Source organism: Geodermatophilus sp. SYSU D01186, assembly GCF_054050215.1.
Genome location: NZ_JBJGYW010000021.1, coordinates 54023 through 75449 on the forward strand (window position 1 = coordinate 54023; position 21427 = coordinate 75449).

Genomic DNA, 21427 nt, shown 5'->3' on the forward strand with positions numbered 1-21427 from the left:
CCCGTATGGTCGGCGGGAGAGCGGAGACCAGGAGGCACCCCTGTGCTGGAACAGCCCTACGAGTACACCGCCCGCGCCCTCGTCGAGCCCGACTGGCGCCGGTTGCCCGGCTTCGCCGACGTCACGGGGCAGCAGTGGCGCAGCGCCCAGTGGCAGCGGGCGCACTGCGTGAAGAACGTGCGGCAGCTGCGCGGCGTCTACGGCGACCTGCTCGACGAGGCGTTCTACGCCGACGTCGCGGCCGACCAGGCCGGCCGCGCCACGATGTCGCTGCTGCTGCCGCCGCAGATGCTCAACACGATGGCGGCGGGTGGGGACGGGACAGCCGTGCCGACCGCCGCCGCGATGCGCGCCGACCCGGTTCGCCGCTACATGCTGCCGGTCGCCTCCGACCGGCTGCCCGGCGACGCGGCCAGCCACCCCTACGCCGCCCGCGACTCCCTGCACGAGCACGAGATGTGGGCCGTCGAGGGGCTCACCCACCGCTACCCCACCAAGGTGCTGGCCGAGCTGCTGCCCACCTGCCCGCAGTACTGCGGTCACTGCACCCGGATGGACCTGGTGGGCAACTCCACGCCCGCCGTCGCCAAGCTCCGCTTCGCGCTCAAGCCGGTCGACCGGCACGGCGCCATGCTCGACTACCTCCGGGTCACCCCCGGCGTCCGGGACGTCGTCGTCTCCGGTGGGGACGTCGCCAACCTGCCGTTCCGCAGCCTCGAGGCGTTCGTCTCCGGCCTGCTGGAGATCGAGTCGATCCGGGACATCCGGCTGGCGTCCAAGGCGCTCATGGGCCTGCCGCAGCACTGGCTGCAGGACGACGTCGTGGCGGGCATGACCCGGCTGGCGGCGACGGCGCGGGCGCGCGGGGTGTCGCTGGCCGTGCACACGCACGTCAACGCCGCGCAGCAGGTGACGCCGCTGGTGGCCGAGGCGGCGCAGGCGGTGCTCGCGGCCGGGGTGCGCGACGTGCGCAACCAGGGGGTGCTCCTGCGCGGGGTGAACGCGACCGCACCGGCGCTGCTGGACCTGTGCTTCGCCCTGCTCGACGGCGCGGGCATCACGCCCTACTACTTCTACATGTGCGACATGGTGCCCAGCGCCGAGCACTGGCGGGTGTCCCTGGCCGAGGCCCAGACGCTGCAGCACGACCTGATGGGCTACCTGCCCGGGTTCGCCACCCCGCGGATCGTCTGCGACGTCCCCTACGTCGGGAAGCGCTGGGTGCACCAGGTCGCCGAGTACGACCGCGAGCGCGGCATCAGCTACTGGACGAAGAACTACCGCACCGGCATCGAGCGGGACGACGAGGACGCCCTCGACCGCCGCTACACCTACTACGACCCCATCGCGACCCTCCCCGAGAGCGGACGGGCGTGGTGGCGGGCCCGCGGGGTGGATCCGGTCGCGGCCGACCGCGCGGCCGCCGCGTCGCGGGCGGCGTCCCTGGCCGACTGACGCCGCTGCCACGAGTGGCCGCCGGGGACGCCCGGGGGTAGGCAGGGCGGATGACGGCCGCCGACGGGGTGCTGCAGACCGCCCGGCTGCGGCTGCGGCCCTGGAGCACCCGCCGCGACGACCTGGCCCGGCTGCTGGACCTCTACGGCCGCGACGAGGTGACCCGCTGGCTGGGGGGCCGCCCGTCGGTGACGCCGGTGGAGCTGGTGGCGCGCTGGGCGGCGGTGTCGGCGGCCGGGGAGCGCTCCGGGGTCTGGGCGGTCGAGGTGGCCGGCACCGGCGTCGTGGCCGGCACGCTGTTGCTCAAGCCGCTGCCCGACGGCGTCGGGGAGGTGGAGGTGGGCTGGCACCTGCACCCGGACTCCTGGGGGCACGGCTACGCCACGGAGGCCGCCCGGGTGGTCATCGACCGGGCCTTCGCCGCGGGGCTGCCGGAGGTCTACGCCGTCGTCCGGCCGGGCAACGAGCCGTCGTTGGCGGTGTGCCGGCGGCTGGGCATGGAGCCGCTGGGCCGGATGCGGCGGTGGTACGACGTCGAGCTGGAGGTGTTCCGGCTGATGGCGCCGGTGATCGTCGAGTGACAGCGGCGGGAGCATCGCAGCGAGCGCCAGCGCGCGAGGAGCGGACCGGCGCGCGGAAGTCGACCGACGTGATCGTCGACTGAGGGTGGCCCGGCCGTTCAGCGGGAGGCGCGGCGGCGGGCCAGCAGTGCCTTGACGCGGGTCACCGGGTGCGGGCGGTGCAGCTTCGTCGCGGTGCCGCGCACGTCGTGGTGGTCCAGGTGGGTGGCCTCCTCCGGCGTGGGCGCGGTGCCGCCGAGGTGGGCCGGCAGCCACCAGCGGTCCGCGGGGCCGGCCGGCTGCTGCGGGTAGCTGCGCTGCGCCTCGTCGACCAGGGCCTCCATCGCCGCGCGGATGCGGCGCAGCAGCTGCTGGGTCTTCTCCCCCGGCTCCGGCACCAGCGGCTCCCCGAGGACCACGGTGACCGCGACGTCCCGCTTGAGGTCGACGGGGTGGTGCTTGGTGGCCACCCGCTGGCCGCCCCACACCGCGGCCGGGATGACGGGCACGCCGGCGTCGATCGCCATGCGGGCGGCGCCGGCCTTGAGTTCCTTGACCATGAAGCTGCTGCTGATCGTCGCCTCGGGGAAGACGCCGACGACGTGGCCGTCCTTGAGGGCGCGCACGGAGGCCTCGAACGCGGCGGCGCCGGCCCGGCGGTCGACCGGGATGTGCTGCATCGCGCGCATGAACGGGCCGGAGAACCGGTGGCTGAACACCGACGCCTTGGCCATGAACCGCACCAGCCGCTTCTGGGGCAGCGCGGCCAGGCCGAGGAAGGTGAAGTCCAGGTAGCTGACGTGGTTGCTGCAGATGATCGCGCCGCCGGACGCCGGCACGTGCTCGGCGCCGCGCACGTCGAAGCGGAAGCGGAACAGCCGGAACACGATCAGCGCCAGCCGGATGACCGCCCGGTAGGGCCGGTCTCGCGGGTCGGGGCGGGGACCGAAGAGGTCCTTGCGGACGACGTCGCGCCAGCTGGCGGTGTACATGGCCGGACGATAGCCGCCCCCGCTGGACGGCGTGGCCCGGGCCGCGGTCACCGGTGGGTGACCTCGACCGCGGCGCGCACCACCGCGGCGAGCTCGCCGGTCTCCGCGTGCACCCGGCGCTGGAAGTCCGCGCCGGTGCCGCGGTCGAGCAGGGCGGCGACCCCGTCGGTGATCCGCCGCTCGTCCCCGGCGTCGGCCAGCGCCGGGCGCACGTGGTCGAGGAGGGCGGCGAGGACCTCCCCGGCCGGGGCGGGGCGGCCGGTGCCGGGGTGGACGAGGTCGCCGGTGAGCCCCGACCGGCCGGCCCGCCAGGCGGCGACGCGCACCACCTCGCTGCGGACGGCGGCCGCGGGCACGCCGGCCCGCCACTCCCGGGCGGCGGTCTCCACCAGGGCCCGGACCAGCCCGGCGAGGGTGACGGCGTCCTCCACGCGCAGGGCGACGTCGGCGGTGCGGATCTCGACGGTGGGCCAGCGCTCGGACAGGCGGGCGTCGAAGTAGACCATCCCGGTGTCGACGATCGTCTCGGTCGCGACCAGGTCGGCGATGAGCCGGTGGTAGGCCGCCGCGTCGGCGAACAGCTCGTTGGGGCCCGAGGAGGGCCAGCGGTTCCACGCCTGGGAGCGGTAGCTGGCGTGCCCGCTGTCGCGGCCCAGCCAGAACGGTGAGTTGGTGGTGACGGCGGTGAGCACCGGCAACCAGGTGCGGATGCGGTTGAGGACGGCGACGCCCTCCTCGTCGTCCTCGACCGAGACGTGCACGTGGCAGCCGCAGGTCAGCTGCTCCAGCGCGGTCAGCCCGAAGGTCTCGGCCATCTCGGTGTAGCGCTCCCCGGGCGTGGTGACCGGCTCGACGTCGACCGGGGAGCTGGCCAGTGCGGCGACCCGCGCCCCGACGGCGCGCGCCGCGGCGTCGGCCCGCCCGCGCCAGTGCCGCAGGTCGGCGTGGACGTCGTCGAGGCCGGCGCAGACGCGGGTGGCGTACTCCAGCTGCTGGGCCTTCAGCTCGGGCACCAGCCCGCCCCGCGGGTCGCCGCCGTCCCCGTCGCCGGCTGCGGCATCATCGGTCCGCTCCCGGTCGGCGCGGTCGTGCTCGGACACCGTCTCGCCCTCACCGCGGCGGGCAGCCACCTCCAGGGCGGCCGGCCCGCGCGGGACCGGGCGCCCGGTGGCGTCGACGACCAGCAGCTCTTCCTCCACGCCCACGGTGCGCACCCGCTCATGATCACCAGTCGTGGGCGGTGCCGCGCGCCGAGCGACCGGAACGTGACGTACACCTCCGTTATGCCCAAGTGCTTTCCGGACCAACGGACACCTGCGGTGCCGTTGCTCCTCCTCCCGTCGCGGCACAGGCCTCGCCCGTTGCTGCCCCGGCGCCGGAGGCGCCGCCGGTGTCGACGGCAAGTGCCGACAGGAACTGGCTGCAAATTCGTTGGGGATAACGGTAGTATTGCGACATGACAGGTGGGTGGCAGCCCCCGCTGCCGTCGATGCCGGCTCCTCCCGCGGAACGCTCCTGGCGCCGGCTGCGGCCGCCCGAGGGGTACGAGGCGCAGTGGCGACGGCTGGTCGAGGCCGCCCTCGAGCTGGGCCTGAGCCCCGACGCGCTGGCGGAGGACGGACTGGACGCGGTCGCCGCCGCCCGCGGCTGGAAGCCCGCGACCGTCGCGCTGTACAGCAAGGTGGCCCGCTACGGCGGGGTCGCGCTGCCGACGGTGCGCACGCCCGAGCCCGAGCCGCCCACCCTGGAGCTGCGGCCGCTCACCCAGATCCGCAGCGACGACCCGGAACACCTGCGCACCGTCGCCTGGTGTGCCCTGGCGCTGAACTGGCCGGGCACGGTCGGTCAGTTCCGGGCGCTGCGCCGCGAGCAGGTGCACGCCACGGCCCGCCGGCTGGTCGTCCGCACCGACGACGGGGAGTGGTCCGTGCCCGGCGCGCTCACCGCGTGGCACGCGTGGGAGGCCCGCCGTTCCCGCTTCCCCGCCCTCGCCGACAGCCCGTGGGTGCTGCCGGCGCTGCGCCGCGGCCCCGGCCTGGCCTCAGCCGTCGGCGGCCAGCTGTCCACCCAGGCGCTGCAGGTCACCTTCGCCAAGCACGCCGTCCGCACCGCCCACCACCTGCGGCTGACCGCGCCACCCTCCCGCCGGGAGCAGGCCGAGGCCCTGGCGGTCGCCTACCTGACGCTGTCCTACGACTCCTACCGGCGCCTGGCGCTCGCGGCCGGGGCCGCCCCGGTCGCCGCCCGCGGGGCGGTGCGGGCGCTGCGCACCGTGGCCCGCACCGCGCGCCTGGCCGGCTGACCGGTCGCCCTCGCCGGCGGGTGCGGCGAGGCCCGATTCCCAGCGGCCGGACGGGCCTCAGGGCACGTCGTCGCCGCCCGCGGCACCACCGGGCCGGTCAGAGCAGCGCCAGCTGCTCCGGCGCCGCCGCGCGCTCGTGCCCGCTCCGGGCGCCGGTGACCGCGAGCCCGCCGGTGCCGGCCCGCGTCGTCGGCAGGCTCCCGGTCGGGAAGTCGCTGTCCTCGTCGCCCGGGATGCCGGTGGCCGGAGCCCCCGCCGCCATCGAGCCGCGCGCCGCTCCCCCGCCCTGCCGCTCCAGGCCGTGCTTCGCCAGCAGCGGGGCGACCCGGCCCGCCAGCCAGCGGCGGTACTCCGGCGCCACCGCGGCACCCCGGCGGTAGAGCTGCTGGTAACGCGGCACCAGCTGCGGGTGCTCGCGGGCCAGCCAGGCCGAGAACCACTCGCGAGCGCCCGGCCGCAGGTGCAGCGGGACGACGGTGACCCCGCTCGCGCCGGCCTCGGCGATCGCCGCGATGGTCGCGTCGAGGTCGGCCAGCCGGTCGGTGAGCCCGGGCAGCACCGGGGCGAGGAACACCCCGCAGGACAGCCCGGCGTCGGCGATGGCGCGCACCAGCTCCAGCCGGGCCCGCGGGCTGGGCACGCCGGGCTCCAGCGAGTCGTGCAGCTCGTCGTCCAGGATCGCCATCGACACCCCGAGCCCGATCGGGACCTCGCGGGAGGCGGCGGCCAGCAACGGCAGGTCCCGCCGCAGCAGGGTGCCTTTCGTCAGGACGGAGAACGGCGTGCCCGACCCGGCCAGCGCCGCGATGATCCCCGGCATCAGCCGGTAACGGCCCTCGGCCCGCTGGTAGGGGTCGGTGTTGGTGCCCAGCGCCACGTGCTCACCCCGCCAGGACGGCCGCGCCAGCTCCCGGCGCAGCACGTCCGCGACGTTGGTCTTGACCACGACCTGGGAGTCGAAGTCGGACCCGGTGTCCAGCTCCAGCCACTCGTGGGTGCCGCGGGCGAAGCAGTAGACGCAGGCATGGGAGCAGCCCCGGTAGGGGTTGATCGTCCAGCGGAACGGCATGGCCGACGGGCCCGGGACCTCGTTGAGCGCGCTCTTGCTGCGCACCTCGTGGAAGGTCAGCCCGGGGAACTCCGGCACCTGCACGCTGCGCAGCAGCCCGCGCACGGTCGGCATCCCCGGCAGCGTCGCCGGCTCCGCGGCGTCGATCCGCTGCGCGTCCCATCGCATGCCCGCTATCCGAACACACGTTCGAAGCGGTGTCGAGGCGGCGCGCCCTCGCGCAGGCCTGACGGCCTAGAGGGCCGGGGGTTCCGCGCCGGCCGGCACGACCTCCATCCGGGCCACCAGGTCGCCGCGGAAGGTGTACACGTGCCGGGCGGTGGAGCGGGACAGCACGCTGCCGTCGGGGCCCCGCACGACCAGGGCGACGTCGACGACGACCCGGCCGTCGGGCAGCTCGGTGGTGCGCAGCGGGCGCACGGACGGCGAGATCTGCGCCCACTGGCGCCGCCAGTAGTCCGCCACGGCGGCGCGCCCGACGAGCCGGCCGCCCTCCCAGCCGTTGGGCCAGTCCACGTCCTCGGTCATCGCGGCGGTCACCGCGGCGACGTCGCGGGCGGCGAACGAGGCGTACAGCCGGTCGAGTCGGTCCACGGCGTCCTCCGGTCTCACAGCGGCGGGCGGTCCTCGTAGAAGGTCGAGAGCACCACCGTCGTCCGCGTCGTGACGTTGGCCGACGCGCGGATCTTCTGCAGCAGCGCCTCCAGGGCGTCCGGGGAGGCGACCCGCACCTTGAGGATGTAGCTCTCCACCCCGGCGACCGAGTGGCACGCCTCGATCTCGGTCAGGTGCGCCAGCCGGGACGGCGCGTCGTCGGGCGCGGCGACGTCGATCGGGGTGATCGACACGAAGGCGGTCAGCCCCAGCCCGAGCGACCGGGCGTCGACCTTCGCGTGGTAGCCGGTGATGAGGCCGCGCTGCTCGAGCCGGCGCACCCGCTGGTGCACCGCGGACACCGACAGCCCCACCCGCTCGGCGAGCTCGGTGTAGCTGGCCCGCCCGTCGCGGGCCAGCGCGGCCAGCAGCGCCCGGTCGACGTCGGCCGACGGGGTGCCGCCCCCGCCGCCGGACTCAGCCGGCGAGGGTGACGAGCTCACGGGGGCCCTCGTTGACGCTCACCATGCCGTCCTCGGTGCACACGACGATGTCCTCGATGCGGGCGCCGCAGCGGCCGGGCAGGTAGATGCCCGGCTCCACGGAGAAGGCCATCCCCGGCACCAGCGGCAGGGCGTTGCCGGCCACGATGTAGGGCGCCTCGTGGGTGTCCAGGCCGATGCCGTGGCCGGTGCGGTGGATGAAGTACTCGCCCCACCCGGCCGCGGCGATCACCTCGCGCGCCGCGGCGTCGACCTGCTCGGCGGTCACCCCCGGGCGGACGGCGGCGGTCGCGGCCGCCTGCGCCTGCTGGAGGACGGCGTACCACTCGGTGACCTCGGCCCCGGGCGCGCGGCCCACCGCGTACGTGCGGGTGCAGTCGGAGCGGTAGCCGGTGGCCGTCTCCCCGCCGATGTCGACCACGACCAGGTCGCCGTCCTCGACCACCCGGTCGGAGAGCTCGTGGTGCGGGCTGGCGCCGTTGGGTCCGGAGCCGACGATGGTGAAGTCCACGCCGACGTGGCCCTCGGCGAGGATCGCCGCGGCGATGTCGGCGCCGACCTGCGCCTCGGTGCGGCCGACCCGCAGCCACTCCCCCATCCGGGCGTGGACCCGGTCGATGGCGGCGCCGGCGGCGGCCAGCTCGTCGACCTCGGCCGGCGTCTTGACCATCCGCAGCCGGTCGACGACCGGAGCGGCCAGCTCCAGCGCCGACCCGGCCAGCGCCCGCTGCACACCGAGGGCGTGCTCGGCCCAGGTGCGGGAGCCGACGGCGACCCGGGCCGGCGCGCTCCCGAGGCGGGCGGTGGCCGTCCCGGCCAGCAGCGCGAACGGGTCGTCGGTCTCGTCCCAGGCCAGCACCTCCAGCCCGAGCCCGCCGGCGGGGCTGGCGTCGACCATCGGCGCCTCCAGCCGGGGGACGACGAGGAACGGCTCGCCGCGCCGGGGCACCGCGAGCGCGGTCAGCCGCTCCATCGCGTGGGCGTCGTAGCCGCACAGGTAGCGCAGGTCGGAGCCGGGGGTGACCACGAGCAGGTCGATGCCGAGCTCGGCGGCCACCTCGCGCGCGGTGTGCACGCGCTCGACGGTCACCAGCGGCCCGGACGGGGAAGAGGTCGGCACGGACCGCAGACTAGCTTCGCGCACCGGAACCGCTCCTGGCCGTTACCGTCGCGGGCTGTGACGACGATGCTGCTGGACGCGGCCAGCCTCTACTTCCGGGCCTTCTACGGCGTGCCCACCAGCGTGACCTCGCCCGACGGCCGCCCCGTCAACGCCGTGCGCGGGTTCCTCGACATGACCGCCCGGCTGGTGACCGCCCACCGCCCCGAGCGGCTGGTGGCCTGCTGGGACGACGACTGGCGCCCGGCGTTCCGCGTCGAGGCGCTGCCCTCCTACAAGGCGCACCGGGTGGCCCCCGAGGGCGGCGAGGAGACCCCCGAGGAGCTCGGCCCCCAGGTGCCGGTGCTGGTGGAGGTGCTCGCCGCGGCCGGCGTGGCCCGGGTGGGGGCGCCCGGCTACGAGGCCGACGACGTCATCGGCACCCTCGCCGAGCGCGCCGCGGGGCCGGTGGACGTCGTCACCGGTGACCGGGACCTGTTCCAGCTGGTGGACGACGCGCGGCGGGTGCGGGTGCTCTACACCGCCCGCGGCATCACCGACCTGGAGCTGGTCGACGAGGCGGCGGTGACGGCGAAGTACGGCATCCCGGGGCGGGCCTACGCCGACTTCGCCGTCCTGCGGGGCGATCCCAGCGACGGCCTGCCCGGTGTGGCCGGCATCGGCGCGAAGACCGCGGCCGCGCTGATCACCGAGTTCGGCGACCTGGCCGGCATCCGGGCCGCGGCGGCGCGCACCGTCGTCCCCAGGGCGCCGCTGACCAAGGGCGTGCTCGAGAAGCTGCACGCCGGGGCCGGCTACCTCGACGCCGCACCGGTGGTGGTCGCCGTGGCCCGCGACATCGACCTCCCGCCGGTGGCCGACGAGCTGCCGCGCCGGCCGGCCGACCCGGACGCGCTGGCCGCGCTGGCGGCCGCGCACGGCATCGAGTCCTCGGTCAGGCGGCTGGGCGCGGCGCTGGGCTGGCCGGCCTGAACCGTCGGCTCACACCTCGTCCCAGGTGTACTCGGCGAGGACCACGTTGGTGATCCGGATCTCCAGCGTGACGTCCTCGCCGTCGGCCGTGGTGCCCGTGCACTCGTACGTGGCGTCGGGCTCGACCGTCATCTCCGCCGGGCAGTCGAGCTCGATGGCCACGCCCGCGCGCTCCTCGAACTGCGCCGCGACGTCCCGTTCGACGGCCGAGCGGTCCAGGACCGTGTCGCCCATGACCCGGGCCATGACCACCGCGAGGACCAGCAGCGCCGCGAGGGTGAGCAGGCCGAGGTAGAGGCGCAGGCGCGACTTCCGGGGCGCCGTCGCGCCGCCGTACGGGGGCTGCCCGGGGGCCGGCGGCCCCCACGGCGGCTGCTGGCCGGGCGGCGGCCCGTACGCGCCGTACTGGCCGGGCGGGCCGTACTGCCCGGGCGGGCCGTACTGCCCGGGCGGGCCGTACTGCGGGGCCGGCGGCCCGTAGCCACCGGGGGCCCCGTACGAGCCGGGCGGGCCGTACTGCGGCCCCGGCGGACCGTACGCTCCGGGCGGCTGCTGACCGTGGGGCCCCGGCTGCGGGTGCTGACCGTGGGGCCCCGGTTGCCCGTACGGCCCCGGCGTGCCGCCGCCCTGGGGTGGGTTGGTCATCGTCGCTCCCGGTCGCCGATCAGGAAGCCCGGTGACTGCGCGTCACGAGGCGGGGGGAATTGTGCACCACCGGCGGCGCCGCGCACGGCAGGTCAGCCACCCACCGCCACCGCCACCACACCGCGGCGCACCCGCTCCACGGCGCGGCGGGCGGTCGCCGCGACCGGCTCCTCCGCGCCCTTGGCCAGCTGGTCCAGCAGGTCGATGAGCTGGCGGGCCCAGCGCACGAAGTCCCCGCCGGAGAGCTCGGTGCCGGCCTGTTCGGCGCCGGCCAGGACGCGGTCGAGGCTCTGCCCGTCGGCCCACCGGTAGGCCGCCCAGGCGAAGCCGAGGTCGAGGTCCCGGGTGGCGGGCACGCCGTGGTCGAGCTCGACGTCCTGCAGCCGGGCCCGGATCCGCCGCATCTCGGCGATCGCGGCGGCCACCTTGCCCGCCGGCACGGCGGGCTGGCTGGGGTTGTCCCGGCGCGCCTCGAACACCAGCGTGGACACCGCCGCGGCCAGCTCCGCCGGGGTGAGGCCGCGCCACACGCCGGCCCGCAGGCACTCGGCGACCAGCAGGTCGGCCTCGGACCAGATGCGGGCCAGCCGGCGCCCGTCGCCGGTGACCACCGGGACGTCGTCGACCGCGGGCACGGCCTCGGTGTCGGCGGGCACCAGCGGGGCGACCTCGGGCACGAGGTAGCCCAGCTCCTCCAGGACGTCGCAGGTGCGGTCGAACTGGCGGGTGAGCGAACCGGTGCGCTCGGCCATCTTGCGGTGGGTCGCCTCGGCCTCCCGGACCGCGCGCAGCCAGCGCTCCGCGGCCCGCACCCGCTCCTCCCGGTCGGGCAGCGCGTGCACCGGGTGTGCCCGCAGCGCCCGCCGCAGGTCGTGCAGCACCGGGTCGTCGGCGGCGGCCGAGCGCTGCTTGACCCGCCGCGCGCCGAGGTCGTGCTCGACCCGCGCGTTGCGGAGGGTGGCGGCGAGGTCCCGGCGGGCGTGCGGGCTGCGGTGGTTGAAGTTCTTGGGCACCCGCACCCGGGCCAGCGCCGTCACCGGGGTCGGGAAGTCCACCGAGCCGAGCCGGCCGGCCCACTTGTCCTCGGTCAGCACCAGCGGCCGGGGCTCGGCGAGGTCGGTGATGCCCGGGTCCAGGACGACGGCCAGCCCCTGCCGGCGTCCCTGGGGGACGCGGATGACGTCGCCGGGCCGCAGCGCGGCGAGGGCGTCGGCGGCCTCCATCCGGCGCTTGGCCTGCGAGTCGCGGGACAGCTCCTTCTCCCGGTCGGCGATCTGCTGGCGCAGCATGGCGTAGCCGCCGACGTCGCCGTGCTCGGAGTGCATCTCGGCGGCCCACCGCTCGGCGTCCTTCTCGTGCCGGGCGGCCGCCCGGGCCAGCCCCACCACGGAGCGGTCGGCCTGGAACTGGGCGAAGGAGGAGGCGAGCAGCTCCCGCGCCCGCGCCCGGCCGAAGGAGCCGACCAGGTTGACCGCCATGTTGTAGCTGGGCCGGAACGACGAGCGCAGCGGATAGGTGCGGGTGCTGGCCAGCCCGGCGACGACCGAGGGGTCCATGCCCGGCGCCCAGACGACGACCGCGTGCCCCTCGACGTCGATGCCGCGGCGGCCGGCCCGGCCGGTGAGCTGGGTGTACTCCCCCGGCGTCACGTCGACGTGCGCCTCGCCGTTCCACTTGACCAGCCGCTCGAGGACGACGGTGCGGGCGGGCATGTTGATGCCCAGCGCGAGGGTCTCGGTGGCGAACACGGCCTTGACCAGGCCGCGGACGAAGCACTCCTCGACGGTCTCCTTGAACGCCGGGACCAGGCCGGCGTGGTGGGCGGCCAGCCCGGCCAGCAGGCCCTCCCGCCACTCCCAGAAGCCCAGGACGTGCAGGTCCTCCTCCGGCAGCGACCCGGTGCGCTCGTCGATGACCGCGGCGATCTCCGCGCGCTCGCGCTCGTCGGTGAGCCGCAGCCCGGCCCGCAGGCACTGGTCGACGGCGGCGTCGCAGCCGTTGCGGCTGAACACGAACGTGATCGCCGGCAGCAGCCCGGCCCGGTCGAGCCGCTCGATGACGTCGGGGCGCGCCGGCGGGCGGTACCGCGGCTTGTGCCAGTCCCGCTCCCGGCGGGACCCGCCGTTGCCACCGCCCCAGGTGTCGATCCGCCGCTCGTACTCCCGCACGTACCGGACCAGCTCGGGGTCGACGACGCTGGCGCCGCGGTCGCGGGTGGACAGCAGCCGCGGCGTCTCCCCCTGCTCGGCGGCGTGCGCGGCCGGCCGCAGGGAGAACAGGTCGAACACCCGGTTGCCGACCAGCATGTGCTGCCACAGCGGGATCGGCCGCACCTCGCTGACCACGACCTTGGTGTGGCCGCGCACGGTGACCAGCCAGTCGGCGAACTCCTCGGCGTTGCTCACCGTCGCCGACAGCGACACCAGGGTCACCGACTGCGGGAGGTGGATGATCACCTCCTCCCACACCGCGCCGCGGAACCGGTCGGCCAGGTAGTGGACCTCGTCCATGACGACGTAGCCGAGGCCGTCGATCGCCGGGGACTCCGCGTAGAGCATGTTGCGCAGCACCTCGGTGGTCATCACGACCACCGGGGCGTCGCCGTTGACGGCGTTGTCGCCGGTGAGCAGGCCGACCTGGGCCTCGCCGTAGCGCTCGACCAGGTCGTTGTACTTCTGGTTGCTCAGCGCCTTGATCGGCGTCGTGTAGAACGCCTTGCGCCCCTCGGCCAGCGCCTTGTGGACGGCGAACTCGCCGACGACGGTCTTGCCCGCGCCGGTGGGCGCGCAGACCAGGACGCCGGCGCCCTCGTCGAGCGCCTCGCAGGCCTCCACCTGGAACGGGTCGAGGGAGAAGGACAGCTCGGCGGTGAAGTCGGCCAGCGTGGGGTGGGCACTGCGCCGCCGGGCAGCCGCGTACCGCTCAGCGGGGCTGGACATGCCTCCACGTTAGGCCGAGGGGACGACCTCGGCTCGGTTGGTCCCGACGACGGCCAGCGCGCCGGGCGCGCAGACGCTCGTGGCCGGCAGCGGGGACACCGGCTCGCCGTCGGCGTAGACGGCCGGTCCCTCCCCCCGAAGCTCCACCCGGGCCGCCCGGTGCACGGTGACGGCGGGGTGGGTGACGTGGGTGCCGGCGGAGAGCCGGGGCCGGGTGCGCACCAGCTCCCGGCGGGTGACCGGCCCGACCACGGTGACGTCGAACCGCCCGTCGCCCGGGTCGGCGGCCGGGCAGACCCGCAGCCCACCGCCGTACCAGGCGGTGTTGCCGACGGCGACCAGCGTGGCCTGCAGGGTGCGGGGCTCGCCGTCGAGCACGAGGGTGAGCGGGCGCGGCCGCAGCCGGGCGAGCTCGGCGAGGATGGCGACGTCGTAGCGGCGCGGGCCGCGCGGCCAGCGCAGCCGGTTGGCCCGGTCGGTCACCGCGGAGTCGAAGCCGCAGCACAGCACGGTGGCCCACCAGCGGTCGCCGGTGCGCCCGGCGTCCAGGGTGCGCACCGCCCCCGCCCGCAGGTCCTCGGCCGCGGCCCGCGCGGCGGCGACCGGGTTCCCGGGGGTCCCCAGCGCCAGGGCGAGGTCGTTGCCGGTGCCCGCGGGGACGACGGCCAGCGGGGTGGCGGTGCCGGCGACGGCCTGCAGCCTGGCTGTGCGCCGCGCCGTCCCCGCCGACCGCGACGACCGCGCCCACCCCGTCGGCGACCGCCGCCGCGGCCTGCCGCTCGGCGTCGGGGCGGGTGGTGGCCGGCAGCACCCGCGGGTGCAGCCCGGCGGCGCGCAGCGCGGCGAGCACCGGGCCGGCCGCGCCGCGGGCCCGGCCCCGGCCCGCGGCGGGGCTCAGCAGGACGGCGACGTCCACCCGCGGGGTCTCAGCGGGACGAGCGGACCGCGGGGCCCTCGACGGGGGTGTCGTCCTCCCGGCGCAGGTCGTCGACCGGGGTGGGGCCGGCGTCGAGTGGGGAGGCCTCGTCGTCGGACAGGCCGTGGAAGTGCTCGACGGCGTCCCGCTTGGCCCGGCGCCGGTCGACGATGCGGGCGATCTGGATGGCCAACTCGAACAGCACGATCATCGGCCCGGCCATGGCCAGCATCGTGAACGGGTCCTGGGTGGGGGTCACGAAGGCGGCGAAGACGATGGTGAGGAAGAAGATCCAGCGCCGCGACCTCTTCAGCGCCTGGTAGGTGAGGACGCCGACCAGGTTGAGCGCCACCGCCACCAGCGGCACCTCGAAGGAGAGCCCGAAGGCGACGAGCAGGCTGATCACGAAGCCCAGGTAGAGCTCCGCGGTCAGCTGGAACGCCACCTCGTCCCCGGCCAGGGTGAGCAGCAGCTCCAGGCCCTTGCGCAGGGTGATGTAGGCCAGCACCGAGCCGAGGGCGAACAGCGTGGTCGAGGCGGCCACGAAGCCGACGGTGTAGCGCTTCTCGTTGCGCTTGAGGCCGGGGGTGACGAACGACCACAGCTGGTAGAGCCAGAACGGCGACGAGATGACGGCGCCGGCGATGAAGGCGATCTTCAGCCGCAGCAGCACGCCCCCGAAGACGTCGAGCACCACCAGCCGGCAGTCGCCGTCCGCCTGCAGCCGCAGGTCCCCGGGCAGCGCGCAGTAGGGCTCGGTGAGGAAGGACAGCAGCCCGTGGTCGTACCAGAGGAAGCCGACGACCGTTCCCATCGCGAGGAACAGCAGCGCCTTGGCGACCCGGTTGCGCAGCTCGGTGAGGTGCGCGATGAGCGTCATCGTCGCCGCCGCGTCACGCGGCGGGCGACGTCGCCGCAGCCGGGACCGTCGCAGTCCGTCGTCGCTCATCGTGGTGCCGTTGCGGGGAGGGGTCAGCGGGGGCTGTCGCTGCGCCGGGCGGCGCGGGCGCGCAGCTCGGCGGCCCGGGCCTCCGCAGCCAGCGCCTCGGCCTCGAGGGCGGCGGCGTCCGGCCCGGCGGGCGGCAGCACCTCACCGCGGACCGCGGTGGTGGCGGCGTCCTTGCCGCGGACGTCGTCGTCCTTCATGCCCTTCATCTCGCCCTTGAAGATGCGCAGCGAGCGGCCGAGGGAACGCGAGGCGTCCGGCAGCTTCTTGTAGCCGAAGAGCAGCAGGATGGCCAGGATGATCAGGCCGATCTCCAGGGGGCCGAGTCCGGCCATGACGGTCCTCCAGGGGTGCGGGTGGGCACCGTCGATGCTACGTGGCCCGACCCGCTGTGCACCCCCCGCAACCGGGGGGTCGCCGGGTGACTTCAGGGTGAACGTGGCGTGTCCGCCGCCCGGGCCGCGCTCGCCTGCACCTCGGTGAGCACCGGGCGCACCTCTCGCTCGAGCGCCGCGAGCTCGCGGCGCAGCCGGTTCGCCGCGCCGAGCAGCCCGTGGCCCAGCGCGCCGAGGACCACGACGGCGAGGACGGCGACGGCGACGGCGATCCAGACGACGAGCAGCACGGGGCCGACCCTAGTCCCCGGCCCCGGCCGGCCCGGGCGCCCGCACCCCGTACCGCTCCAGCGCGGCGCGCGCGTCGGCGGCGACGGCCGCGGCCAGCCCGACCGGCTCCTCGACGGTCGCCGCACCCCCGAGGGAGGCCACCAGCCGCCGCGCCCAGGCGACGTCGGCGGTGCGGACGGCGACGGCGAGGCCGCCGGGCGGGTCGTCGACCTCGCGGACGTCCTCCACCGTGTAGTACTCGGCCACCCAGCGGGCGGTGCGGGCCAGCCGCAGCCGCACCACCGGCGCGTCGGGCCCGGGCTGGTAGAGCCCGGCGTCCACGTCGCGCAGGTGCACCCCCTCGGGTGGGGCGGCCGGCTCGTCGAGGACGACGACGTCGTCGACGCGGTCCAGGCGGAACAGCCGCAGCCCCTCGGCGCGGCGGCACCACGCCTCCAGGTACCACCGGCCGTCGACCAGCAGCAGCCGCAGCGGGTCGACGGTGCGCTCGGTGCGCTCGTCGCGGGTGGGCACGTAGTAGTGCAGGTGCAGCGCGCGCTTGCGCTCCAGACCGTCCCGGACGACGGCCAGCGCCTGCTCCCGGGCGTCCACCGACAGCGCCACGGGGGTGACCCGCTCACCGGCGTGCCCCGCGGCCGCCGACACCTTCGCCAGCGCCCGGCTGACCGCGTCCCGCTCGGCCAGGCCGGGCAGCTCCAGCAGCGTGCGCAGCGCGACCACCAGGGCGACGGCCTCGTCGGTGGTCAGCCGCAGCGGGCGGACCATGCCGGCGGTGAAGGTGACCCGCACCCGGTCGCCCTCGAAGGCCAGGTCGATGAGGTCGCCGGGGCCGTAGCCGGGCAGGCCGCACATCCACAGCAGCTCGAGGTCACGGCGCAGCTGCCGCTCGGGGACGCCGAAGTCGCGGGCCACCTCGGCCAGTGGCACCCCCTCGGGCCGGGCGGTCAGGTAGGGCACGAGCGCCAGCAGCCGCGTCATGCGCTCGGTCGTGGTGGGCGCGGTCATGCCATCGCCGCCAGCCGGGTCAGCCGCTCCACGACGGCGGCGCGCACCTCGGCCGGCGCCTCGACCACGACGTCCGGGCCGTAGGCGGCCAGCTCGTCGGCCAGCCGCGCCGGGTCGGTGGTGCGCACCTGCAGCCGGTCGTCGCCGTCCTCCCCCGGGCCGAGCGGCACCGCGTGCCGGCGCAGCCCGATCGCGGTGCCCGGCCGGGCCCGCACCAGCACCAGCTGCTCCTCGCCGCTGGACTGGCCGGCCACCATCGCGGCCAGGTCGACGTCGGCCGGCGGCTCGAAGGCCCCGGCCGGTCCGGTGACCCGCGGCAGGCCGACCACCCGGGAGAGGCGGAACACGCGGGGCGCCTGCCGGTCGAGGTCCAGCCCGCCCAGGTACCAGCGGCCGTGCCAGGCCACCACGCCCCACGGCTGCACGTGCCGGCGGGTCGGCGCGTCCTCGTCGGGACGGCGGTAGTCGAACTCGATCGCCCGCCGGTCGCGGGCCGCGGCGTAGCAGGGCTCGAAGGCCGGCTCGTCGGAGTCCAGCCGGGGCCGCAGCGGGATGGACCGGCCGGCGTCGACGTCCACGCCGGCGGCCTTGAGCTTCACCAGGGCGCTCTGGGCGGCCCCGGCCAGCTGCGCGGACTCCCACAGCCGCAGCGCCAGGCCGACCGCGGCGGCCTCCTCCCCGGTCAGCGTGATCTCGGGCAGCTCGTAGTCGGCGCGGGCGATCCGGTAGCCGTCCTCGGTGTCGAAGACGCTGGTGCGTCCGGTCTCCAGCGGCACGCCCATCTCGCGCAGCTCGGCCTTGTCCCGCTCGAACATCCGCTTGAACGCCTCGTCGGCGCGGGCGGACCCGTCGTCCGGCTCGTACCCGGGCACCGTGGCCCGGATCCGCGCCGCGGTCACGTACTGCCGGGTGCCGAGCAGGGCGATGACCAGGTTCACCAGCCGTTCAGCCCGCTTCGCCGCCACGCGCCCAGGCTAGTCACGAGCGCTCTGGCTAGCCTGCCCGCGTGGGGGAAGCGATTTCGACGCAGCAACGGATCCGCTGGCGACGCGGCACGGTGACGGCCCTGGGCCGGGCCTGGCGGGACGCCCAGGAGCTCACCGTCGACGTGCCGGAGGACGGCGAGGTCCGCGCGCTGGCCCACCCGTCGCTGGTGGGCGTGCCCGAGGTCGGCGACACGGTGCTGCTCAACACCACCGCCTGGGCGCAGCGCCTGGGCACCGGCGGGTACGCCCTCGTCGTCGCCGTCCCCGACCGGCTGCCCCCCGACCCGGCTGGCCCCGGGCACCTGGTCAAGGCGCGGTACACGCCGCTGCAGGTGACCGTGCAGGGCGTCGACGAGCAGGACACCGACTCCCACGACACCATCGCCGAGGCCGAGGACCTGGCCGGCATGCCGGTGGTCGTCGCGGACCTGCACTCGGCGCTGCCGGCCGTGCTCATCGGGGTGCTGGCCACCGACCCCGACCTGAAGGTCGCCTACGTCATGACCGACGGCGGGGCGCTGGTCGCCGGCTTCTCCCGCGCCCTGTCGGCGCTGGCGCCGTCGCTGGCCGGGGTGGTGACGGTGGGCCAGGCGTTCGGCGGCGACGTCGAGGCGGTCACCCTGCACACCGGGTTGCTGGCGGCCCGGCACGTGCTGGGCGCCGACGTGGCCATCGTGACGCAGGGCCCGGGCAACCTGGGCACCGGGACGCCGTGGGGCTTCTCGGGGGTGGCCGCCGGCGAGGCGTGCAACGCGGTGTCGGTGCTGGGCGGGCAGGCGGTCGGGGCGCTGCGGATCTCCGACGCCGACCCGCGGCCCCGTCACCGCGGGGTGTCCCACCACTCGCTGACCGCGTTCGGCCGGGTCGCGCTGGCCGGGGTGACGCTGGTGGCGCCGCGGGGGCTCGGATCGGAGCTGGGCGGGCAGGTCGAGGAGGACCTCGCCGGTCAGCCCGAGCGCAACCCGGTCGTGTGGATGGACGTCGACGGGCTGGAGGAGGCGCTGGGCCTCTCCCCCGTGCCGCTGTCGACCATGGGCCGCGGGTACCCCGAGGAGCGGGCGTACTTCCTCGCCGCGGCCGCCGCCGGCCGCTACGCCGCGCTGCGGGTGCCGCTGCCCGAGTGAGTGGAGTGCCACGGCGCGGCGCTCGCGGCCGTGGCACTCCACGGCACGTCACATCGACGCGATGAGCTTGTCCACGCGCTCGTCGACGGCCTTGAACGGGTCCTTGCACAGCACGGTCCGCTGGGCCTGGTCGTTGAGCTTGAGGTGCACCCAGTCGACGGTGAAGTCGCGGCGCTTCTCCTGCGCCTTGCGGATGAACTCCCCGCGCAGCCGGGCGCGCGTGGTCTGCGGCGGCACGTTCTTGGCCTCGAACACCCGCGGTTCGTGGGCCACCCGGTCGACCTGGTTGTTGCGCTCCAGCAGGTAGTACAGGCCCCGCTTGCGGCTGATGTCGTGGTAGGCGAGGTCCATCTGGGCGATCCGGGGGTGCGACAGCGGGAGGTCCCGCTTGGCCCGGTAGCGCTCGATCATCGTGTACTTGGTCGCCCAGTCGATCTCGCGGTCGATCAGCGACAGGTCGCCGGAGTCGACGGCCTTGAGCACCCGCCCCCACAGCTCCAGCATCTGCCGGTGCACCGGCCCGAAGCCCTCGCGGTCGACGAACTCCGCGGCCCGGCTGTGGTACTCGGCCTGGATCTCCAGCGCCGACATCTCCCGGCCGTTGGCCAGCCGCACCTTGCGCCGTCCGGTCATGTCGTGGCTGATCTCGCGGATGGCGCGGATCGGGTTCTCCAGCGCCATGTCCTTGATCGGGACACCGGCCTCGATCATCCGCAGCACGAGGTCGGTGACGGCCACCTTGAGCAGCGTCGTCGTCTCGTTCATGTTCGAGTCGCCGACGATGACGTGCAGCCGCCGGTACCGCTCGGCGTCGGCGTGCGGCTCGTCGCGGGTGTTGATGATCGGCCGGGAGCGGGTCGTGGCGGAGGAGACGCCCTCCCAGATGTGCTCGGCGCGCTGGCTGACGCAGTAGATCGCCCCGCGGGGGGTCTGCAGCACCTTGCCCGCGCCGACGACGATCTGCCGGCTGACCAGGAACGGGATCAGGACGTCGGCCAGCCGGCTGAACTCGCCGTGCCGGCCGACCAGGTAGTTCTCGTGGCAGCCGTAGCTGTTGCCGGCCGAGTCGGTGTTGTTCTTGAACAGGTAGATGTCGCCGGTGACGCCCTCCTCGGCCAGCCGCTGCTCGGCGTCGACCAGCAGGCCCTCGAGGATGCGCTCCCCGGCCTTGTCGTGGACGACGAGCTCGGTGAGGTCGTCACACTCGGCGGTGGCGTACTCGGGGTGGCTGCCGACGTCGAGGTAGAGGCGGGAGCCGTTGCGCAGGAACACGTTGGAGCTGCGCCCCCACGACACGACGCGGCGGAACAGGTAGCGGGCCACCTCGTCCGGGGACAGCCGGCGCTGCCCGCGGAAGGTGCACGTGACGCCGTACTCGGTCTCGATCCCGAAGATCCGTCGCTCCACGCACCGAGCCTAGGCGCCGACACCGACACTGGCCCGCCCGCGACGCACGGCTACCGCGACCGGTCGTCGAGCCGGTGCAGCAGGTCGCCGGCGGCCTCGGCGATCTCCGGGTGGTCGTTCTGCGCGGCCCGCTGCTTCGCGTGCACCAGGGCCGCCCGGTTGACCGTCGTGAAGTCGCCGAACGGGAACGCGTAGCGCTTCTTGGTCTCCTCCGACGCGTCGGGGTCGACCGCGAGGTGCCACTGCCCGTAGCCGTCGTGGCCGTGCGCCGCGATGTGGTCGTTCTCCTGCGCGGCCGACGGCGCGGCCCGCGACCACTCGGTGTCGACGTCGACCGAGCCCGCGTCGATCAGCCGGCGTGCCTGGCGCACCCCGGCCTCGTTGACCCGGTAGGCGGGCATCAGGTGGTGGGGGTGTGTCCCCCGCCGCCGGCGGTGCCCCCGGTGTCGGGGGCGGCCGGGTCGCCCAGCCCGGCCGGCGCGCCGGGCTGCGGCGTGCTGGGGGCGTGCGAGGCGGTGTGCGGCTCCTCCACGGTCTCCGCGGCGGCCTCGTCGCCGCGGTCGAGCAGGGTGCGGAGGGCGGCCCCGACCACACGCCGGAACGCCCGCTTGGGCCGGCGCCGGTCGAGGACGGCCACCTCCAGCTGCTCGGCCGACAGCAGGGCCGGCCCGCCGTTGCCCGGGCTGGTGGCCGGGCTGACCGCGGAGAGGGCCTGCACGCCCACCTTGAGCGCCTCGGCCAGGCTCATCCCGGGCAGGAAGTGCTCGCGCAGGTGGGTGCTCACCGCCTCGGCCTGGCCGCCCATCACGACGAAGTCGGGCTCGTCGACGACCGAGCCGTCGAAGGTGAGCCGGAACAGCTGGTCGGACTCGGGGTTGTCGCCGACCTCGGCGACGCACAGCTCCACCTCGTAGGGCTTCAGCTGCTGGGTGAAGATCTCGCCGAGGGTCTGCGCGTAGGCGTTGGCGATCACCCGGCCGGTGACGTCGCGGCGGTTGTAGGAGTAGCCGCGGACGTCGGCCAGGCGCACCCCGGCGACCCGCAGGCTCTCGAACTCGCTGTAGCGGCCCACGGCGGCGAACCCGATGCGGTCGTAGAGCTCGCCGACCTTGTGCAGGGTGGAGCTGGGGTTCTCGGCGATGAACAGCACGCCGTCGGCGTAGGTGACGACGGCGACGGAGCGGCCGCGGGAGATGCCCTTGCGGGCGTACTCGGAACGCTCCCGCATCACCTGCTCCGGCGAGGCGTAGTACGGCATGGTCATCG

22 protein-coding genes and 2 pseudogenes are annotated in these 21427 nt (G+C 75.5%); 5 read left to right on the forward strand and 19 right to left on the reverse strand.

The features are described 5' to 3' along the window. The first annotated feature begins 42 nt into the window (after positions 1-42). Together ACI784_RS16190 and ACI784_RS16195 are read left to right on the forward strand one after the other, a co-directional pair. A complete protein-coding gene (locus ACI784_RS16190; RefSeq protein WP_457014139.1) occupies positions 43-1455 on the forward strand; it encodes a KamA family radical SAM protein in 1413 nt (470 codons plus the stop codon). Positions 1456-1505: 50 nt separating this feature from the next. Further along, positions 1506-2036, forward strand: coding sequence for a GNAT family N-acetyltransferase (locus tag ACI784_RS16195; protein WP_457014140.1), 531 nt, complete (start codon positions 1506-1508; stop codon positions 2034-2036). A gap of 98 nt (positions 2037-2134) precedes the next feature. Here ACI784_RS16195 and ACI784_RS16200 read toward each other — a convergent pair whose 3' ends face one another. Together ACI784_RS16200 and ACI784_RS16205 are read right to left on the reverse strand one after the other, a co-directional pair. Beyond that, positions 2135-3007 carry a lysophospholipid acyltransferase family protein gene (locus ACI784_RS16200; protein WP_457014141.1) on the reverse strand — a complete coding sequence of 291 codons (873 nt, stop codon included), beginning with the start codon at positions 3005-3007 and terminating at the stop codon, positions 2135-2137. Positions 3008-3054: 47 nt separating this feature from the next. Further along, a complete protein-coding gene (locus tag ACI784_RS16205; RefSeq protein WP_457014142.1) occupies positions 3055-4221 on the reverse strand; it encodes a carboxylate-amine ligase in 1167 nt (388 codons plus the stop codon). A gap of 242 nt (positions 4222-4463) precedes the next feature. Between ACI784_RS16205 and ACI784_RS16210 the strand changes: the two genes are divergently transcribed. Beyond that, positions 4464-5309, forward strand: a complete 846-nt coding sequence (locus tag ACI784_RS16210; protein ID WP_457014143.1) for a hypothetical protein — start codon at positions 4464-4466, stop codon at positions 5307-5309. Between the two features lie 97 nt (positions 5310-5406). Here ACI784_RS16210 and ACI784_RS16215 read toward each other — a convergent pair whose 3' ends face one another. From ACI784_RS16215 to ACI784_RS16230, 4 genes are all read right to left on the reverse strand, one after another. Further along, complete coding sequence (locus tag ACI784_RS16215) at positions 5407-6546, reverse strand: Rv2578c family radical SAM protein (RefSeq protein ID WP_457014144.1); 1140 nt, start codon at positions 6544-6546, stop codon at positions 5407-5409. Between the two features lie 66 nt (positions 6547-6612). Continuing rightward, entirely contained in the window at positions 6613-6972 is a 360-nt protein-coding gene (locus ACI784_RS16220; protein WP_457014145.1) for a nuclear transport factor 2 family protein, read from the reverse strand. A 14-nt stretch (positions 6973-6986) separates the two neighbouring features. Next, on the reverse strand, positions 6987-7475 hold the full coding sequence (locus ACI784_RS16225; RefSeq protein ID WP_457014146.1) for an Lrp/AsnC family transcriptional regulator: 489 nt from the start codon (positions 7473-7475) through the stop codon (positions 6987-6989). Beyond that, the gene (locus ACI784_RS16230; RefSeq protein WP_457014147.1) at positions 7450-8595 is read right to left on the reverse strand and encodes a M24 family metallopeptidase; all 1146 of its coding nucleotides are present in this window, start codon (positions 8593-8595) and stop codon (positions 7450-7452) included. Before ACI784_RS16230 ends, ACI784_RS16225 begins: the two co-directional genes overlap by 26 nt. Before the next feature lie 66 nt (positions 8596-8661). Here ACI784_RS16230 and ACI784_RS16235 point away from each other — a divergent pair, with 66 nt between their 5' ends. After that, entirely contained in the window at positions 8662-9567 is a 906-nt protein-coding gene (locus ACI784_RS16235; RefSeq protein WP_456924082.1) for a 5'-3' exonuclease, read from the forward strand. Between the two features lie 9 nt (positions 9568-9576). Here ACI784_RS16235 and ACI784_RS16240 read toward each other — a convergent pair whose 3' ends face one another. From ACI784_RS16240 to ACI784_RS16285, 10 genes and pseudogenes are all read right to left on the reverse strand, one after another. Then, on the reverse strand, positions 9577-10212 hold the full coding sequence (locus ACI784_RS16240) for a DUF4333 domain-containing protein (RefSeq protein ID WP_457014148.1): 636 nt from the start codon (positions 10210-10212) through the stop codon (positions 9577-9579). Between the two features lie 92 nt (positions 10213-10304). Next, positions 10305-13151, reverse strand: a complete 2847-nt coding sequence (locus ACI784_RS16245; protein ID WP_456924056.1) for a DEAD/DEAH box helicase — start codon at positions 13149-13151, stop codon at positions 10305-10307. Positions 13152-13160: 9 nt separating this feature from the next. Continuing rightward, complete coding sequence (locus ACI784_RS16250) at positions 13161-13709, reverse strand: hypothetical protein (protein ID WP_457014149.1); 549 nt, start codon at positions 13707-13709, stop codon at positions 13161-13163. Between the two features lie 39 nt (positions 13710-13748). Further along, positions 13749-13850, reverse strand: a pseudogene (locus tag ACI784_RS16255) (diacylglycerol kinase family protein); the annotation flags it as partial. Between the two features lie 52 nt (positions 13851-13902). Beyond that, a pseudogene (locus tag ACI784_RS16260) lies at positions 13903-14067 on the reverse strand (sphingosine kinase); the annotation flags it as partial. A 10-nt stretch (positions 14068-14077) separates the two neighbouring features. Continuing rightward, positions 14078-15016, reverse strand: coding sequence for a twin-arginine translocase subunit TatC (gene tatC / locus ACI784_RS16265; RefSeq protein ID WP_457014150.1), 939 nt, complete (start codon positions 15014-15016; stop codon positions 14078-14080). A gap of 23 nt (positions 15017-15039) precedes the next feature. Next, positions 15040-15348, reverse strand: a complete 309-nt coding sequence (gene tatA, locus ACI784_RS16270) for a Sec-independent protein translocase subunit TatA (RefSeq protein WP_456924059.1) — start codon at positions 15346-15348, stop codon at positions 15040-15042. A gap of 92 nt (positions 15349-15440) precedes the next feature. After that, positions 15441-15638, reverse strand: a complete 198-nt coding sequence (locus ACI784_RS16275) for a hypothetical protein (RefSeq protein WP_457014151.1) — start codon at positions 15636-15638, stop codon at positions 15441-15443. Between the two features lie 10 nt (positions 15639-15648). Then, positions 15649-16644, reverse strand: coding sequence for a helix-turn-helix transcriptional regulator (locus ACI784_RS16280; RefSeq protein ID WP_456924061.1), 996 nt, complete (start codon positions 16642-16644; stop codon positions 15649-15651). Continuing rightward, positions 16641-17609 carry a helix-turn-helix transcriptional regulator gene (locus ACI784_RS16285; RefSeq protein ID WP_456924062.1) on the reverse strand — a complete coding sequence of 323 codons (969 nt, stop codon included), beginning with the start codon at positions 17607-17609 and terminating at the stop codon, positions 16641-16643. The genes ACI784_RS16280 and ACI784_RS16285 overlap by 4 nt, the downstream gene beginning before the upstream one ends. 41 nt (positions 17610-17650) lie before the next feature. Here ACI784_RS16285 and ACI784_RS16290 point away from each other — a divergent pair, with 41 nt between their 5' ends. After that, on the forward strand, positions 17651-18754 hold the full coding sequence (locus ACI784_RS16290; RefSeq protein ID WP_456924063.1) for a DUF3866 family protein: 1104 nt from the start codon (positions 17651-17653) through the stop codon (positions 18752-18754). Between the two features lie 48 nt (positions 18755-18802). Here the strand turns inward: ACI784_RS16290 and pafA are convergent, their stop codons facing one another. The 3 genes from pafA to prcA are packed head-to-tail and all read right to left on the reverse strand — an operon-like array spanning position 18803 to position 21425. After that, on the reverse strand, positions 18803-20161 hold the full coding sequence (gene pafA / locus ACI784_RS16295) for a Pup--protein ligase (RefSeq protein WP_456924064.1): 1359 nt from the start codon (positions 20159-20161) through the stop codon (positions 18803-18805). Between the two features lie 50 nt (positions 20162-20211). After that, on the reverse strand, positions 20212-20562 hold the full coding sequence (locus ACI784_RS16300) for a hypothetical protein (protein ID WP_457014152.1): 351 nt from the start codon (positions 20560-20562) through the stop codon (positions 20212-20214). After that, complete coding sequence (prcA, locus tag ACI784_RS16305; RefSeq protein ID WP_456924066.1) at positions 20562-21425, reverse strand: proteasome subunit alpha; 864 nt, start codon at positions 21423-21425, stop codon at positions 20562-20564. The genes ACI784_RS16300 and prcA overlap by 1 nt, the downstream gene beginning before the upstream one ends. Between the last annotated feature and the right edge of the window lie 2 nt (positions 21426-21427).

Excerpts from the sequence above, each read along its gene's own strand:
- tatA (WP_456924059.1), bottom strand. The coding sequence starts at position 15,348 with ATGGCCGGACTCGGCCCCCTGGAGATCGGCCTGATCATCCTGGCCATC.
- ACI784_RS16240 (WP_457014148.1), bottom strand. The coding sequence starts at position 10,212 with ATGACCAACCCACCCCAGGGCGGCGGCACGCCGGGGCCGTACGGGCAA.
- ACI784_RS16195 (WP_457014140.1), top strand. The coding sequence starts at position 1,506 with ATGACGGCCGCCGACGGGGTGCTGCAGACCGCCCGGCTGCGGCTGCGG.
- ACI784_RS16200 (WP_457014141.1), bottom strand. The coding sequence starts at position 3,007 with ATGTACACCGCCAGCTGGCGCGACGTCGTCCGCAAGGACCTCTTCGGT.
- ACI784_RS16245 (WP_456924056.1), bottom strand. The coding sequence starts at position 13,151 with ATGTCCAGCCCCGCTGAGCGGTACGCGGCTGCCCGGCGGCGCAGTGCC.
- prcA (WP_456924066.1), bottom strand. The coding sequence starts at position 21,425 with ATGACCATGCCGTACTACGCCTCGCCGGAGCAGGTGATGCGGGAGCGT.
- ACI784_RS16210 (WP_457014143.1), top strand. The coding sequence starts at position 4,464 with ATGACAGGTGGGTGGCAGCCCCCGCTGCCGTCGATGCCGGCTCCTCCC.
- ACI784_RS16215 (WP_457014144.1), bottom strand. The coding sequence starts at position 6,546 with ATGCGATGGGACGCGCAGCGGATCGACGCCGCGGAGCCGGCGACGCTG.
- ACI784_RS16235 (WP_456924082.1), top strand. The coding sequence starts at position 8,662 with ATGCTGCTGGACGCGGCCAGCCTCTACTTCCGGGCCTTCTACGGCGTG.
- tatC (WP_457014150.1), bottom strand. The coding sequence starts at position 15,016 with ATGAGCGACGACGGACTGCGACGGTCCCGGCTGCGGCGACGTCGCCCG.
- ACI784_RS16280 (WP_456924061.1), bottom strand. The coding sequence starts at position 16,644 with ATGACCGCGCCCACCACGACCGAGCGCATGACGCGGCTGCTGGCGCTC.
- ACI784_RS16300 (WP_457014152.1), bottom strand. The coding sequence starts at position 20,562 with ATGCCCGCCTACCGGGTCAACGAGGCCGGGGTGCGCCAGGCACGCCGG.